The organism is Curtobacterium sp. AC272 (assembly GCF_979258155.1).
In genome coordinates this window covers 770,575-786,945 of the sequence record NZ_OZ409838.1, presented here as the reverse complement: position 1 = coordinate 786,945, position 16,371 = coordinate 770,575, and the positions used below count along the sequence as shown (strand labels likewise).

12 protein-coding genes and 1 pseudogene are annotated in these 16,371 nt (G+C 72.2%); 12 read left to right on the top strand and 1 reads right to left on the bottom strand.

What is annotated here, in order from left to right:
* Positions 1–67: 67 nt before the first annotated feature.
* From ACZZ0J_RS03920 to ACZZ0J_RS03870, 11 genes and pseudogenes are all read left to right on the top strand, one after another.
* Positions 68–796, top strand: a pseudogene (locus ACZZ0J_RS03920) (serine/threonine-protein kinase); the annotation flags it as partial.
* 368 nt (positions 797–1,164) lie between these two features.
* Entirely contained in the window at positions 1,165–1,479 is a 315-nt protein-coding gene (locus tag ACZZ0J_RS03915; protein ID WP_463438240.1) for a hypothetical protein, read from the top strand.
* On the top strand, positions 1,476–2,726 hold the full coding sequence (locus tag ACZZ0J_RS03910; RefSeq protein WP_463438239.1) for a hypothetical protein: 1,251 nt from the start codon (positions 1,476–1,478) through the stop codon (positions 2,724–2,726). The genes ACZZ0J_RS03915 and ACZZ0J_RS03910 overlap by 4 nt, the downstream gene beginning before the upstream one ends.
* Entirely contained in the window at positions 2,633–3,292 is a 660-nt protein-coding gene (locus tag ACZZ0J_RS03905; RefSeq protein WP_463438133.1) for an Ig-like domain-containing protein, read from the top strand. The genes ACZZ0J_RS03910 and ACZZ0J_RS03905 overlap by 94 nt, the downstream gene beginning before the upstream one ends.
* Positions 3,220–7,275, top strand: coding sequence for an Ig-like domain-containing protein (locus ACZZ0J_RS03900; protein WP_463434968.1), 4,056 nt, complete (start codon positions 3,220–3,222; stop codon positions 7,273–7,275). The genes ACZZ0J_RS03905 and ACZZ0J_RS03900 overlap by 73 nt, the downstream gene beginning before the upstream one ends.
* Before the next feature lie 28 nt (positions 7,276–7,303).
* The gene (locus ACZZ0J_RS03895) at positions 7,304–8,275 is read left to right on the top strand and encodes an AAA family ATPase (protein WP_123294288.1); all 972 of its coding nucleotides are present in this window, start codon (positions 7,304–7,306) and stop codon (positions 8,273–8,275) included.
* A complete protein-coding gene (locus tag ACZZ0J_RS03890; RefSeq protein WP_111083878.1) occupies positions 8,272–9,684 on the top strand; it encodes a DUF58 domain-containing protein in 1,413 nt (470 codons plus the stop codon). The genes ACZZ0J_RS03895 and ACZZ0J_RS03890 overlap by 4 nt, the downstream gene beginning before the upstream one ends.
* Complete coding sequence (locus ACZZ0J_RS03885) at positions 9,681–12,140, top strand: TgpA N-terminal domain-containing protein (protein WP_463434964.1); 2,460 nt, start codon at positions 9,681–9,683, stop codon at positions 12,138–12,140. The genes ACZZ0J_RS03890 and ACZZ0J_RS03885 overlap by 4 nt, the downstream gene beginning before the upstream one ends.
* A gap of 188 nt (positions 12,141–12,328) precedes the next feature.
* Positions 12,329–13,807 (top strand): zinc ribbon domain-containing protein, encoded by a 1,479-nt coding sequence (locus ACZZ0J_RS03880; RefSeq protein WP_463434962.1) that lies wholly within the window; start codon positions 12,329–12,331, stop codon positions 13,805–13,807.
* Positions 13,738–14,019 (top strand): FHA domain-containing protein, encoded by a 282-nt coding sequence (locus tag ACZZ0J_RS03875; RefSeq protein WP_463434960.1) that lies wholly within the window; start codon positions 13,738–13,740, stop codon positions 14,017–14,019. The genes ACZZ0J_RS03880 and ACZZ0J_RS03875 overlap by 70 nt, the downstream gene beginning before the upstream one ends.
* A gap of 70 nt (positions 14,020–14,089) precedes the next feature.
* Positions 14,090–14,803, top strand: coding sequence for a hypothetical protein (locus ACZZ0J_RS03870; RefSeq protein ID WP_463434959.1), 714 nt, complete (start codon positions 14,090–14,092; stop codon positions 14,801–14,803).
* A gap of 5 nt (positions 14,804–14,808) precedes the next feature.
* Here ACZZ0J_RS03870 and ACZZ0J_RS03865 read toward each other — a convergent pair whose 3' ends face one another.
* A complete protein-coding gene (locus tag ACZZ0J_RS03865) occupies positions 14,809–15,801 on the bottom strand; it encodes an asparaginase (protein WP_463434958.1) in 993 nt (330 codons plus the stop codon).
* Between the two features lie 58 nt (positions 15,802–15,859).
* On the opposite strand from ACZZ0J_RS03865, the gene ACZZ0J_RS03860 reads away from it, so the two are divergent.
* Positions 15,860–16,369 carry an OsmC family protein gene (locus ACZZ0J_RS03860; RefSeq protein ID WP_194647861.1) on the top strand — a complete coding sequence of 170 codons (510 nt, stop codon included), beginning with the start codon at positions 15,860–15,862 and terminating at the stop codon, positions 16,367–16,369.
* The last annotated feature ends 2 nt before the right edge of the window (positions 16,370–16,371 follow it).

Below are 16,371 nucleotides of genomic sequence, written 5' to 3'. Positions count from 1 at the left end.
CCGGCGCTTCGTACAATGACTGTGCCACGACGAGAGAGTTGGCCGCTCGGCCGGGGAGGAGATAGCGATGGCGCGTCGCCTGCCGTCCAACCCGCCCGTGATCGGCGGCTTCAGCCCCGTGCACGTCCTCGGTTCCGGCGGCTTCGCCGACGTCTTCCTGTACGAACAGGACATGCCGCGTCGTCAGGTCGCGGTGAAGGTCCTGCTCGACGAGGTCGTCGACGACCGCGTCCGGCAGATGTTCCAGGCCGAGGCCAACCTGATGGCGCGGCTCAGCACCCACCCGTCGATCCTCACGGTGTTCCAGGCGAGCGTCGCGGCCGACGGACGTCCGTACCTCGTGATGGAGCTGTGCTCCTCGTCGCTCAGCGAGCGGTACCGGCGTGAGCCGATCCCGGTGTCCGAGGTGCTCTCGATCGGTGTCCGGATCGGCTCCGCCCTCGAGACCGCGCACCGCGAAGGCGTGCTCCACCGTGACATCAAGCCGTCGAACATCCTGCTCACGGCGTACGGCAACCCCGTGCTGTCCGACTTCGGCATCGCGGCGACCATCGGCGGGACCGACCCGGACGAGCCCATCGGCATGTCGATCCCGTGGTCGGCACCCGAGGTCCTGATCGACGAGTCCCGCGGCACGATCCAGTCCGAGGTGTACTCCCTCGCCGCCACCGTCTACTCCCTGCTCGCCGGCCGCAGCCCGTTCGAGGTCCGGGGCGGCAAGAACGGTGCGAGCGACTTGATGAGCCGGATCGACAAGGGCGGCGTCAAACCCACCGGTCGCACCGACGTCCCACCGTCGCTCGAGCGCCTGCTCGCCACCGCGCTGTCCCGCAAGGTGCCGTCGCGCCCGACGACCGTGCTCGAACTCGTGCGCGGGTTCCAGCAGGTCGAGGCCGAGCTCGGGATCCCGCAGACCGCGGCCGACGTCGCGGTCGAGGCGTGGGCCATCGCGACCCCGACCCCGGAGGGCGACCGGACCATGATCCGTGAGCTCCAGCCGCCGTCGCGGGTCGGCGCCCGCCGCCGCACCCGTCGCGCGGTCCAGGGCGGCGTCGTCGCCGGTGGTTCGCACAGCGTCGGCACCGTCCACCGCACCGGATCGGTCACCCGTGCGCGACGACGCACCCGGTCGACGCTCGTCTGGGCGACGTCCTCGCCGTCGTCGTGGTCGCCGCCCTCGCCATCGCGACCGTGGTCGTCGTCGGGCGGCTCGGCGCCGGGGCGATCCCCGTGGTGGCGGACGTCCGCGCACAGCCCTCGGCGCAGGCGGTGTCGTTCTCGTGGGCGGACCCGGGTCTGCAGAGCGGCGACACCTACGTCATCTCGTCGAACGGCGCATCCAGTCAGCAGACCGGCACCACGTTCGTCGTCTCCGGGCAGCGCGGCGACGAGGAGTGCATCTCGGTCGCGGTCAACCGCGACGGCAAGACCGGTGCAGCGAGCGCGCAGAAGTGCGCGACCGTCGGGAGCGCCGGGTGATCCGCGCGCTCGTCGCGAGGCACCGATCCGCCGCCGTCACCACCGGGGTCTCCGTCCTGGTCGCTGCGGTCGTCGCGACGACCGCGCTCGTCTCGACGGGGTACCACACGCAGCGCGTCGACCTCGGGGACGGCACGGTGTGGGTGCCCTCCGCCGAGTACGGAGCGGTCGGTCGGGCCAACACCGGGGTCCTCCAGCTGAACACCGCCGTCGAGACCGCGAGCGACGACCTGTCCGTGTTGCAGCGCGGGTCCATGGTCTACAGCGTCGACCAGACCAAGGGGACCGTGGCCAAGGTCGACGTCGCCGACGCCACCGTCGGCGATGCCGTGACCCTGCCCGCGGGGACACCGCAGGTCTTCTTCGCGGGGGACACCGCGGTGATCGGCAACCAGGACACCGGCGAGCTGTGGGCGACGCCCGCGGCCGACCTCGCCGAGTTCGACGCCTCGACCAAGGCCGACCTGACGCTCGGGGCGGACACCGTCTTCGACGCCTCGGACGGACACGTCGCGGTGTACTCGGCGAAGACCGGCACGGCATCGCTCGTCGACGTCGGGTCGACGTTGTCCGTCGACCAACGGTGGAAGGTCGACATGGACCGCACCGACGACTTCCAGGTCGCGACCTTCGACGGCCACCTGGCCGTGCTCGACCGCACCAGCGGCGCCCTGTCGGTCGACGGTCGCACCGTGGAGCTGGGGGACCGGGTCGGGGCGTCACCCGCGCTCCAACGGTCTTCCGACACCTCGTCGGACGTCACCGTCGCGGGCACCGCGGGACTCGTCCGGGTCAGCGCCTCGGGGTCCGTCGACGCCACCGCGCTCCAGGTGTCCGGACGCGCGGCGCGCCCCTACGTCGACGGGTCCTGCACCTACGCGGCGTGGGCCGGGGTCAGGCGATCGACACCTGTGACGGCAACGCGCTCCAGCGGCTCGCGAGCACCGGTGGGACCAGCACGATGCAGATCCTGCACAACGGTCAGACCGTCGTCGCCAACGACCCCTCGAGCGGTCGTTCGTGGGCGATCGACCGCAGCGGCCAGCTCATCGACAACTGGGCCGACCTCATCAAGCAGGACGACGAGCAGCAGCAGGAGCAGGTCTCCGACGACGATCCCGAGGTCGACAAGGACCAGAAGCCGCCGGTGGCGGTGGACGACGACCTGGGCGCTCGTCCGGGACGCACCACGAGCCTCCCGGTCCTGCTCAACGACTACGACCCGAACGGTGACCCGATCATCGTGAGCGAGGTCGGGTCCATCTCGGAGTCCACCGGCCGGGTCGCCATCGTCGCCGACGGCCAGCGGCTGCAGGTGACGCTGTCGTCGCGCGCGACCGGCACTGTGACCTTCCCGTACACGATCACCGACGGCAACGGCGGGTCGGACACCGGGACCGTCCGTGTGACGGTGCGGCCGGAATCGCAGAACGAGGCCCCGCGGCAGGTGCGCGACACCTCGGCGGACGTGGTGCAGAACGGACACGTCGTCAGCAGCGTGCTCGGCGACTGGGTCGACCCGGACGGCGACCCGGTGTACCTGAAGTCCGCGACCGCCTCGGACGGCGACCGGGTGTCGACCACCCCGGACGGCCTGCTCGACTTCCGCGCGGACAGCGGCCGGACGGGCGACCGTGCCGTGCAGCTCGTCGTGAGCGACGGACGCGCCGACGGCCGCGGCTCGGTGACCGTGCGCGTCGCGAAGCAGGGGATGTGCCGCTGCGTGCCGACCCGTTCCCGGTGCAGGGCTACGCAGGCAAGGCGCTCACGGTCGAACCGCTCGACCACGTCCGGGGCGGCAACGGCACCGTGACCCTCACGAGCGTGTCGTCGTCGGCCGGGCTGACGGTCACCCCGAGCTACGACGCCGGTACCTTCCGGGTGCAGGGCGCGAGTGCCGGCGACCACCAACTCGAGTACACCGTCACCGACGGTGTGAAGACGTCGAGCGGCATCGTGCGCGTCACGATCCTCGCGCCACCGGACGCCTCGACCGCGCCCATCACGACCCCGAAGACGGTCTTCGTCAACACGCTCTCGAGCAAGGACACCGACGTCACCGCGACCGACATCGACCCCGCGGGCGGGGTGCTGCTCGTCACCGCCCTCGACGGACCCGAGCGGGGCAGCGGCGTCCAGGCGAGCATCCTCGACCAGCACACCGTGCGCGTCACGCTGACCGCACCGCTCGACGGGCCGGTGTCGTTCGGCTACACCGAGACGAACGGCCTCGCGTCGTCCACCGGCACGATCACCGTCGTCGAGATCCCCAAGCCCGACCGGATCCAGCCGCCCGTCGCCCAGCCCGACAGTGCGACCGTCCGGGTCGGCGACGTCGCGAACATCGACGTGCTCGACAACGACACCCAGCCCGAGGGCGAACCCCTGACCCTTGAGCCCGAGCTCGTGCAGAACGTGCCCGGCGACGGCGGTCTGCTGTTCGCCTCGGGTGACCACCTGCGCTACCTCGCGCCGAAGACCCCCGGCAACTACACCGCCGTCTACCGGGTCGCGGGTCCGGACGGCCAGTACGCCGACGCCGCCGTCTCGATCTCGGTGCGCGAGCGGGACGCCGCGACGAACAACCCGCCGGTGCCGCAGACCGTCACCGCCCGCGTCGTGGCCGGTTCGTCGGTGCGGATCTCGGTGCCGCTGAACGGGATCGACCCGGACGGTGACTCCGTGCAGCTCGTCGGCGTCGGCTCGAACCCGGACAAGGGCTCCGTCACCGACGTCGCGTCCGACGCCCTGACCTACGAGGCGGGCGACGACTCGGCCGGCACCGACGAGTTCACCTACACCGTGGTCGACGCCCTGGGGGCGCGTGCCACCGGTACCGTCCGCGTGGGCATCGCGCCCCGGGCCGAACAGGCGTCGAACCCCGTCGCCGAGGCCGACCACGTGACGATCCGCCCCGGCGGGTCGGTGACCGTCCGGGTGCTGCAGAACGACTCCGACCCCGAGGGTGGCCAGCTCACCGTGTCGGCGGCCGAGCCCACCGCCGACGACGTGTCGGCGAAGATCCTGCGGAAGCAGCAGATCCGGGTCACACCCCCGAAGACCGCGAAGTCGGGCGACTACGCCGTGCTCTACACCGTCGCGAACGCGAGCGGGGGATCGAGCACCGCGTTCCTCACCGTCACCGTCGACCCGGACGCGCAGCCCCTCCGCCCCGAGGTCGACGACACCACCCTGGACCTGCAGGACATCCTGCGGCGCGAGAGCGTGACGGTGGACGTGCTCGAGAACGTCTTCTTCGCCGAGGGCACCGCTGCCGACCTGCGGGTCGGGATCGTTGACGGCTACGGCGACACCGCGCGGCTCACCGACGACGGACGGATCACGGTCCGGCTCACCGACGAGTCCCAGGTCATCCCGTTCTCGGTCGCACGGGTCGACCACCCCGACATCGTGTCCTACGGCTTCATCAACGTCCCCGGGTTCGACGACGCCCTGCCGCAGATCAACCGCTCGGCCGGTGCCGTCACCGTGAAGAGCGAGGCCACGGTCCGCATCCCGCTCGAGGACTACGTCGTGACCGCGAACGGTCAGACGGCGAAGATCACGGACCGCGGGACGGTGAAGGCGACGCACGCGAACGGCCAGAGCCTGGTCGTGGACTCGTCGACGCTGCAGTTCACCTCGTCGAAGCTGTACTACGGCAACGCGTCCATCTCGTTCGAGGTCACCGACGGTTCCGCGGCCAACGGCGGGAAGGGCCGGGCCGCGACCCTCGTGCTCCCGGTCACCGTGACGCCGCGGTCGAACCAGCCGCCGGCGTTCACCGGATCGGCGGTCGAGATGCAGCCGGGCGAGACCCGCACCGTCGACCTGACCAAGCTCACCGACTACCCGTACCCGAAGGACCTGCCGGAGTTGCGGTACTCCGTGGTGAGCAAGCCGACCAGCGGTGCCACCGCGACGATCTCGGGCCAGCAGCTGACCATCGCCGTGCCGGACACCGCGAAGAAGAACACGACGGCGTCGATCGGCATCGGCGTGCAGGACGACGCCAACGCCGGACGTGCCGGCACCGTGACCGTCGGCGTGGTGGCGTCCACCCGACCGCTCGTGCAACCCGGCGCCGACAGGTCGATCACCAAGCGTGGTGCGACCACGACCATCGACGTGCTGACGAACGACCAGCCGACCAATCCGTTCCCCGGTGAGCGGCTGCGCGTCGTGAACATCCGCGGGCTCTCCGGCGGCCTGCCGAGCGGTGTCTCGGTGACGCCGAGCGCCGATCGCTCCCGCCTGCAGGTCCGGGTCTCCGACACCGCGAAGCCCGTCGACGCCCACCTGCAGTACCAGGTCGCGGACGCCACGAACGACCCGGACCGGTACGTGTGGGGCGACGTGACCGTCTCCGTGCAGGACGTCCCCGACGCCCCGGGCACACCGACCCGCACCGGCTCGTACGACGGCGGTCAGGCCACGCTGACCTGGTCGACGCCGCAGGGGAACAACTCGCCGATCACCGGGTACCGCGTGACGGGCACGAACGGCGTCTCGAAGAACTGCGGCACCGCGACCGTCTGCACGCTGACCGGGCTCGACCCGAAGGCGTCCTACCGGTTCCAGGTCATCGCCACCAACGCGATCGGCGACTCGAAGCCGTCGGGCAGCTCCGCTCCGATCAGCGCGGACTTCGTGCCGGCGCCGCCGAAGGGCATCACCGTCACGCCGAACGGGTCGACGCCGAACCAGCTCGACGTGAAGTGGAACGCCGTCGCCACTCCGAACCGGGGCAGCGCGGTCGACAACTACGTCGTGACGATCGAGGGTCCGGGGCTGTCCGACACCCGCAACACCGGCACTGCGACGAACACCTCGTTCGCCGGAGCCCAGAGCGCGGCGCAGTACACGGTGACCGTGTCGGCTCGGAACAGCGCTGATCGCAACGGCACGGTGGTGCAGTGGAACTCGGCGTCGGCGACGGGCTCGGCGATCGGTCGACCCGGAACCCCCTCCCTGAGCGCGACGGGGAACCGTCAGGGCTCGACCACTGCTGTCTCGTTGAACGCGACCGAGTCGAACTGGGCCGGTGGAGCACCGGGATGGACGATCGCGAAGTACGCTGCCAACACTCCGATCCCTGCCGGGTGTTCGACCGACGGCGCGGAGAGGACCTGGTCGAGCAGCAGCGCCAGCGACACGATCACGAGCCAGTACCGCTACGTCGCGTACGCCGACAACGGCCTGTTCTGCGCGCCCTCCCAGCCCGCCGGCGTCGAGGGCTACCAGACGCCGGACGCGCCCACCGGCAGCGTCAGCATCGGAACCGACGTCCGGAACCCACAGAACCACGTCGTCGACATCGCTGCGAGCGGGACGACCCGTTACCTGTACTACTCGGTGAACGACGGTCCCCGGGTTCGGTTCAACGGCAGCGCTTCGCTCGGTGCCGGCGCCGGGAACGGGATCGAGTCGAGGGTGGTCTTCACCGCGTGTGCGACCGATGGTGACTACTGCGCATCGAGCAGCGAGTCGAAGGGCACCGCGTACACCACCCGCGCCTCGGTGGTGAGCGCCGTGGTCGGCCAGGCGCCGGTCGTGAACCCACCCGACAACAGCAACAACGCGGCTCTGGTCCCCACGTACAAGGTGGAGTACTGCACCGACGGGCTTCTGGGAAGCTACAACTGCACCGAGGACAAGCCCGACGGTGCGGGGAAGTACGCGCTGAGCGACAACGTGCCGGTCGGGTTCGATGCGATCCGTGTCACCGCAACCGTCAACGGCACGCCCGACCCGAGCCCGGACACGTTCGTCATCACCCCCGCCGCCGGCAACTGACCATCCAGAAGGACGAGGACCACCCCGCATGAGCATGACCCCGGAGCAGGCCACCTGGTTCGCCGACGTCGCAGGCCGCATCGTGACCAACGTCGAGCAGGTGCTCCTCGGGAAGACGTTCGTGATCCGCCTCGCGGTGACGGCGATGCTCAGCGAGGGCCACCTGCTCCTCGAGGACGTCCCCGGCACGGGCAAGACGAGCCTGGCGCGGGCGATGGCGCAGAGCGTGCAGGGGACGACGAACCGCATCCAGTTCACCCCCGACCTGCTGCCCGGCGACATCACCGGCATCAGCGTCTACGACCAGCGCACGCAGGAGTTCGACTTCCACCGTGGCCCGGTCTTCGCGAACATCGTCCTCGCGGACGAGATCAACCGTGCGAGCCCGAAGACGCAGTCTGCCCTGCTCGAGGCGATGGAGGAGTCGGCGATCACGGTCGACGGCGTGAACCACCGCCTGGCGGCCCCCTTCATGGTCATCGCGACGCAGAACCCCATCGAGCAGGCCGGCACGTACCGTCTGCCCGAGGCGCAGCTCGACCGGTTCCTCATGAAGACCTCGATCGGCTACCCCGACCACGCCGCCACCGTGAAGATCCTCGAGACCTCGTCGGCTCCGTCGGCATCGGTTCCGCTCGCGAGCGTCGTGCCCGCGGCGACGATCACCGAGATGGCCGCGCTGGCCCGTACGGTGCACGTCGACGCCGTCATCGCCGACTACGTCGCACGGTTGGTCGACGCGACGCGTTCGGCCAGTGAGGTCCGCCTGGGCGTCAGTGTCCGCGGCGCGATGGGCCTCATCCGTTCGGCACGCGTGCTCGCCGCGCTGAGCGGCCGCCACTACGTCACGCCGGACGACGTCAAGGCCCTCGCCGTCCCGGTGCTCGCGCACCGCCTGGTGCTCGACGCCGAGGCGGAGTTCGACGGTGTCAGCGCGCCGAGCGTCATCGCACAGCTGCTGGTGGAGACGCCGCCGCCGGCCGACCGAGTCACGACGTGACGGACCGCCGGCCCGTCTCCACGCGTTCACGCCGTCCGTCCTCGACGCGGTCGCGTCGCGGGACGACGGCGTACGAGCGCACGGGGACGGTCGCCGGCCTGACCAACGTCCGCTCGCGCATCGTCGGTGACCGTGAAGGCGTCGCCGCGGATGCGGTCGTCGGGATCGTCCGGGTGTGGGCAACGGCCTGGAGGCTCGTCAAGCGTTCCTGGGGCGAGGTCTCGTCCGTCGTCACCGGGCTCGGGTGGACGGTCGCGGCCCTCACGCTCGTCGCGTTCGTGGCCGGCTACCGGTTCGGCCTGCGGGAGATCGTCGTCGTCGGGTTCGCGGGAGCGGTGCTCGTCGTCGTCGCCGCGATCGCGCTCATCGGTCGCACGCGGCTGGTGATCCGGATGCGCCTGCCGCAGCACCGTGTGGCGGTCGGCGACGAGGCCGGTGTGGTGGTCACGGCGGAGAACCCGACGCGTCTGCCCTCGGTGCCGACGACGGTCGAGGTGCCGGTCGGCCCGGGTCTCGTCGACGTCGCGATCCCGGCGATCGGCGCGCACGGCACGTTCGAGCAACTGGTACCCGTGCCGACCGTGCGCCGCGGCGTGCTCGATGTGGGGCCGGTCACCGGTGTCCGCGCCGACCCCGTCGGTCTCGTCCGTCGCGAGGTCGTCTGGACCGCACGCGAACAGGTCATCGTGCACCCGCGCACGATCGCGATCCCGTCGACGAGCACCGGCCTGGTGCGTGACCTCGAGGGGCAGGCGACCACCGATCTGTCGCCGGCCGACATCGCGTTCCACGCCATCCGCGAGTACATGCCGGGTGACGACCCCCGCACCATCCACTGGAAATCGACAGCGAAGTCGGGCGCGCTGATGGTGCGCCAGTTCGAGGACACGCGCCGCTCGCACCTGGTCGTGGCGCTGGGCATCGCCAGGTCGGAGTTCGGGGACGACGAGGAGTTCGAGCTCGCGGTGAGCGCTGCGGCCTCGCTCGGTGCTCGTGCGATCCGCGACGGCCGAGAGGTCTCGGTCGTGGTGTCGGAACGCACCCCGGAGTTCGCGAAGCGTGCCGTCTACGCGGTGCGGACCCTGCCGACGGTCACCCCGACGCGACTGCTCGACGACTTCGCCTCGGTCGGACTCGCCGATGCCTGCCTGCCCATCGCCGAGGTCTCCCGGATCGTCGGCAGCGACACCGAAGGCATCTCGGTGGCGTTCCTGGTCGTCGGTTCGACGATCGGGCTGCCGGCGCTCCGGCTCGCGGCGACCCGCTTCCCCGTCGGGGTCGAGGTCGTCGCGGTGATCTGCGAGCCCGAAGCACAGCCACGGTTCCTGCGGGTCGCGGGCCTGACCGTGATGACCATCGGCTACCTGGACGACCTCCGGCACGCCCTGCACCGATCGGCCGCCGCGTGAGCGCCCCTCCGGTGGCCGCGCCGACGCCGCCCGCGGAGCGTGCCCGTCGGTCGACCCGCCGTTCCGATCGCCGCGATGCCCGGCGGCTCGTGCCGTTCCGTCTGGCCGGCGGGACCCTCGTCGTGTGGCTCCTGCTCGCGGTCGCGAGTGTGTCGTGGTGGCCGGTCTACCGTGATGACTCGATGATCGTCGCTGCGGTGACCGCGATCGTCTTCGGCACCCTCGTCGCCCTCGTCGGCGCGGTCCTGCGGCTGCCGCTGGTCGTGGTGGCGATCGCGACGGTGGCGGCGTTCACGCTCGCCGGTGTGCCCGCCGCCGTGCCTGGTCAGGCCAACGGGGTCCTGCCGACGGGCCCTGGCCTGCTCGCGCTGTTCGCCGGCGTCGCGCTGGGGTGGAAGCAGCTGGTGACCATCAGCCTGCCGGTCGGCTCGTACGAGGCGCTCCTCGTGCCGTACTTCGTGACGCTCCTCGTCGCCACGGTGACGGCCGTGAGCGTGGCGACCTGGGCCTCCAGGCAGGAACTCGCGAGCATCCCGGCGCTGGTGCTGTTCGCGATCGGGGTGGTCGTCGGGCCGAGCCGGCTGGACACGTCGATCGTGACGGCCGTCGTGCTCGTCGCCATCGCGCTCGTGTGGGCGCTGACGGTGCGGCACGCCCGTCGCGCGGTCGCCGTGGCGACCACGATCGGGTCGTCGGTACCGATCGCCCGGTCGGTCGTCCGCCCGGCGCTCGTCGGCACGGGGACGATCGTGGCGGCGGCCGTCGTCGCGACGGGGCTCGGGCTGGTCGCACCGCCGGCGAACGAGCGCACCGTGGCCCGGACGGACGTCGTGAAGCCGTTCGACCCTCGCGACTACGTCAGCCCGCTGAGCGGCTTCCGGGCGTACGAGGAACAGAGCGCGGCGGACACCGCGCAGCTCCGGGTCACCGGGCTGCCGGAGAACGGGTTCGTGCGCATCGCGACGCTCGACACCTACGACGGCGTGGTCTACCGCGTCGGCGGGTCGGACGGCTCCTCGTCGTCGGGGACGTTCGAGCGGGTGCCGACGTCGGTCGACGTCCGTGGCGTGGACGGCACCTCGGTGCGCGTCGGGGTGACCGTCGACGGCTACAGCGGGGTCTGGCTGCCGACGGTGGGGGACCTGGAGCGCGTCGACTTCACCGGGACCGATGCCGACGACGAGCGCGGGTCCTTCTTCTACAACGGCTCGACGCAGACGGGTGCCGTGGTCGGCGGTGTCCGTGAGGGCACCTCGTACGACCTGACCGCCGTGGTCCCCGACCAGCCGACGGACGAGCAGCTCGCAGCCGCGCGTCCGGGCAGCGCCGCGGTCCCGACGGCACGCGAGGTGCCGGACGCCGTCCGCGAGACGGTCGAGGCGACGACCGACGCCGATGCGACGTCGGGTGCCAAGCTCGTCGCGGTGATCCAGGCGCTCAAGCGCAACGGGTACGTCAGCCACGGCGTCGGTGACGACCGGATGAGCCGCTCGGGGCACGGCGCCGACCGCATCCAGGAGCTCCTGACGTCGCCGCTGATGATCGGCGACCAGGAGCAGTACGCCGCGGCCGCTGCGCTGATGGCCGACGAGCTCGGGTTCCCGGCACGGGTGGTCATGGGCTTCACCGCGGGCGGCGACTCGGGGTCCGGCGGGGCGTCGGCGAGCGGCGGCACCACGACGTTCCGCGGCTCGGACGTCACCGCGCGCATCGAGGTCGACACCGCGCAGTGGGGGTGGGTGATGCTCAACCCGAACCCGAGTGTCCGCGAGATCCCGAACGAGCAGCAGCAGACGCCGCAGCCGGTGACGCGTCCCGAGACCGTCGTGCCGCCGCCTCCCGTCGATCAGCAGGACCAGGACCAGCAGGCGCCGCCGCAGAGCGACCGGAACACGCCGCCCGTGCAGCCGCTGTGGTTGCAGATCCTGCTCGCAGCGCTGCCGTGGGTGCTCGGTGCACTGGGGCTGATCGCCCTCGTGCTCCTGCCGTTCGGGGTGATCGTCCTGCTGAAGCGGGTCCGCCGCCGACGGCGGCGTCGTGCTCCGACGCCGCGCGGTCGCATCGTCGGGGCCTGGGACGAGTACCGCGATGCGCTCCTCGACCGTGGACACGACGTGGCCGGATCGGCCACGCGACGCGAGACCGTGGCCGGTGCTCCGGGTGAGGGCGGGACCGGACTGGCCGCCCTCGCCGACCGGGCGGTGTTCGGACCGAGCGACGTCGACCAGGCCGCTGCCGACCGGATGTGGTCGGCGACGGACGACGCGGTGGGGACCCTGCGCGCCGGTCGGACGCGCCGTGAGCGGTTCCGCACCGCCGTGTCGCTCCGGTCCCTGCGCGGACCCGAACGGCCGCGCGCGACCACCGGTCAGGGCTCGGCGAGACGCGGTGACTACGATGGCCGGAGGCCTGACGAGCGTCGTGGACGGCCGAGTGAGGACAGAGGCAGACCGTGATCAGATGCGAACACTGTGGATCGATGCTCCCGGAGGGGGCGATCTTCTGCGGTGAGTGCGGACGCGCGGTGACCGCCGGAGCGAGCCGCCGGCCGGTCGCTCCGACCCCCGTCGAGCAGGCGCCGCCACCGCCCCTGCAGCAGCCCGACTCCCACGGACGTCGCTCCGACCCTGCGGCTGACGCATGGTTGCCCGAGTCGACCCTCGACCCAGCCACCCGCGCCTGGCTGACCGGTGCCGACCGCCGCAGCAGCGAACCGCCGGCCGCGGTGCCGGTCCAACGCCCCGACGACCTCGCCCCGCGCGAGGCGCCGTCGCACGTGCACGGTGCGGGCTCCGGCCTCGGCGACTGGTCGAACGCTGCCGCGCAGCCCGACGCCGTCCCTGCCCCGGACGAACCGCCACTGGACCCGGACGCCTACCGCTCCGAGCCCGCAGACGTCCTCGCCGACGACCCCGAGCGGACCCGGCTGGCTCCTGTCGAGGACCGTCCCGCGACCCCGCCTGGTGCTGACGAGGCGCCGGCACCCGTGTGGGCGCCGCCGGTCGCTCCGGCCCCGACCGCGGCGCCGGCCGGACCGTCCTGGTGGGTCGGCCGCGGTGCCACCACCGAGGCCGCACCGCCCGCGTCCGGAGCCGAGTCCGCTTCTGTCGTCCCGCCGGTCCCGAGTGCACCGGCCGCCGCTGACGACACGTCCCACGACACGTCCCACGACACGCCCGACGGCACCGCGGCATCCCCGCACGCGACGGACGACTCGCCCGTGCACGTCGAGTCCGACGACGCCGACGACACGTCGTCCACCCGCTCCGGCGAACCCGTCCAGGACGGTGCGCTCGACCAACCGACCGCCGCCGCGCCCGTCGTGTCGCCGCCGCAGCCGGGGGACACCGCCGTCGTCGAGCCCCTGATCGACCGCCGACCGCCTCGGCCCGCGCCGCTCGTCACGCCGGGCATGCACGCCACGACCATCTGTCACGTCTGCGGCAACCGCCTCGAGCCCGACGACATCTTCTGCGGCGAGTGCGGGGCAGTCCGTCCCGCCGTGACCGCAGCGTTCACCGGACCGGTCGTGCCGCTGCCGATGGCGCGTCCGGACTGGGCGACCGAGCACTCCGGTGTGGAGTCGGCCGGCGCCGGCGGGTCGTCGTCGACCGACACGCCGGACGACGAGATCCCGGTCGATGCGCCCGCGGACGACCGGATCACGAGCGACGAGACCGCCGCGGACGACACCGCCGCCGATGACGAGTCGGCCCTGCCGGACAGCGAGGCCTCGCGCCCGGGTGGGCGTCCCCGCGGCGCACACGCGGCGCCGGTGACCGAGCCGTCCGAGCCCGGGGACGCGGCACCGCACGGAGAATCCCAGGACCCTGAACGGTCCTGGGCCCCGCCGGCGCAGGCCCCGCTCGCCGCACCCCTGCCTCCGGTCCCCGGCGCGACGGCACCCGAGCCCCGCTCCCGCCGTCGGACCGTCCCGCGGCCAGTGCGGACGCCGACGAGCTCGACGAGGACGTCGACGAGACCCGCATCGTCTCGAAGACCCCGACGCGTGCGCCGTTCCTGCTGCACTTCAGCACGGGCGAGCGGTTCGGGGTGCACGGCACCGGCCTGCTCGGTCGTCTGCCTCGTCCGCAGCCGGGGGAGCGCTACGACGACCTGCTGACCGTGCACGACCCGGGCAAGTCGGTGTCGAAGACCCACCTCGAGCTCGGCCGCGACGGTGACGATCTGTGGGTGTCCGACCGGTTCTCCGGCAACGGCACCGTCGTCCGCCACATCGACGGGTCGATCCGTCGGTGCGAGCCCGGGCGTCGGTACCGCGTGGAGCGCGGTGCACGGGTGGACATCGGCGAGCAGTTCTTCCTCGTGCAGTAGCGCTGCCGGACTTCTCCACAGATCGGTCGTCGTCGCCCCGGAGACGCCGCCGGCCTGTTGCGATGGAGGCATGACCCCGTTCGCTGCTCGGTGCGTCCTGGTCGGGACCGCCGTCGTGCTCGTCCTCGCCGGGGTGTTCGCGCCCCTCGACGGCGCTTCGCGTGCGGTGGTGTTCGCAGCCGCCGGGTGCTGCGCGGTGCTCGACGTCCTGCTGCACCGGTCCGGCGCTGGCGGGCCCCGCGAACCGGAGTCGCTGTCCGGCGACGAATCCGCAGCGGCGATCGAGCCCCTCTGTCCGAGCGCACCCGGACGGCTCCTGCTCGGCCACGGCCCGGACGGTGTCCCGTGGGAGACCCACGCGGCCGGTCACGTCGTGGTCGTCGGCACCGGGGCACTCGCCGCCGCGGTGTTCCGGGCGATCGCCGAACAGCTCCGCGCCACCGCCGATCCGTGGGACGACCTCCGCGGAGCCGGCAGATTCGGAACTCTCGCTGGGGACGCCGCGGCGCTGCCCACCGGCGCGGCCTTACCCAACGGTACGGCCCTACCCGACGGGCCGACGCTGCCCGACGGCACGGCGGTGCTCGCCCGCCTCGACCGCTCCGGACGTCCGAGCGGCACGGTCGTGCTCGTCCCGGGCCTCGGCGCGATGCCCCGGCTGTGGGACGCCGCGGTCGAGGTCACCCGCTACGGCTGCACCGTCCGTCGCCCACCCGACCGACGCGGTGTCACGCTCAGACCGGTGCTCCCGGTGCTCCCGGTGCTCCCGGTGCTCGTCGGGTGACGGCCTCAGCGCAGGCCGGAGCCGACGCGGACCGCGCCGACCGGCACGCCCCCGCCGAGCACCTGCTCACCCGTCGCCGCCAGGACGTCGGCCACGCCGTCGGCACCCACCAGCCCGTTCCGCTGCAGCAAGGTCAGCGCTGCGAGGGTGCCTGCACGCTGCGACCCGTCCAGCACCTTCACCGCGACCGCAGCCCCACCGGGCAGCCCCATCACCATGACGCCCTCGGCACCGAGCTTCGCCAGGACCTGCAACCGCTCGATCGTGACGGTGTTGGCCCGACCGACCCCGTCGATCGCCCACGGGTGCGCCAGGACGGCGTCGGTCAGTGCCGCGGAGTCGTCGTCGGCCCGAGCGACGACACCGGCGAACCCGCGTGCCAGTCCGGTCAGCGTGAGCGGGAACACGGGGGCGCCGCAGCCGTCGGTGCCGACCAGGTCGACCGTCTCGTGCGTGTACTCCTCGACCACCGAGCGGACCCGCTGCTGCATCGGGTGCTCGATGTCCAGGTACGTCGCCTCGTCCCACCCGTTGACGCGGCAGGCGGCGAGCATGCCGGCGTGCTTGCCCGAGCAGTTCATCGCCAGGCGCCGGGGGCCGTCCATCGTCCTTCCGGTGGCTCGGTCGAAGGGCATGTCCGGCGGGCACCCGAGGTCGGCTTCGACGTGGTCGAACGACTCGAGCATGTGCAGCGCGAGGGCTTGGTGCGCGGCGGTGCCGGCGTGGCTCGCGGTGGTCAGGACGAGTTCCTCGTCGGAGAACCGGGCACCGGCTCGGCGGACGGCCAGGGCCTGGAACGGCTTCATCGTCGAGCGCGGGTAGATGCTGGCGGCGACGTCGCCGACCGAGTCGACCACGGCACCTGCGGAGTCGACCACGACCCCGGCGCCGATGTGCCGGCTCTCGTCGAACCCCGACCGGTCGAGGACCGCGAGTTCGACCGACCCGTCGGCGGTGAGAGGATGGCGATCAGTGCGGACTTCGTGGCTCACCGTCATGCCGCCATGCTAGCCAGGGCGGACGACCGCCAGTGACGCCGACGAAGGAGCAGCACCCGTGCAGGACCACACCTACGAGGTCTCCGTCAGCTGGACGGGAGACCGCGGCACCGGCACCTCCGGCTACCGCGACTACGGGCGCGACCACGTCGTCTCGGCGGTCGGCAAGCCCGACGTGGCCGGCTCGGCCGACCCCACGTTCCGCGGCGACCGCGACCGCTGGAACCCCGAGGAACTCGTCGTCGCCGCGTTGGCCCAGTGCCACATGCTCAGCTACCTGCACGTCGCGGTGACCCAGGGCTTCACCGTCGTCGACTACCGCGACACGGCCACGGCATCGCTGAACCTGAACCGCGACGGCTCGGGCGAGCTCACCGGGGCGACGCTGCACCCGGTCGTGACGATCCTCGAGGCGGACCGGGTCGCCGACGCCGAAGCCGCCCACGCCACGGCCAACCAGCTGTGCTTCATCGCCCGGTCGGTGTCGTTCCCGGTGCACCACGAGGCCGAGACCGTCGTCCGTGCTGCGACATTGGCAGGGGACTCTTCAACGGGTGGGGCAGACTAGGT

What these genes read in the sequence shown, in the direction of transcription:
- ACZZ0J_RS03865 (WP_463434958.1), bottom strand. Translation starts at nt 15,801, where the DNA reads ATGACGGTGAGCCACGAAGTCCGCACTGATCGCCATCCTCTCACCGCC.
- ACZZ0J_RS03895 (WP_123294288.1), top strand. Translation starts at nt 7,304, where the DNA reads ATGAGCATGACCCCGGAGCAGGCCACCTGGTTCGCCGACGTCGCAGGC.
- ACZZ0J_RS03870 (WP_463434959.1), top strand. Translation starts at nt 14,090, where the DNA reads ATGACCCCGTTCGCTGCTCGGTGCGTCCTGGTCGGGACCGCCGTCGTG.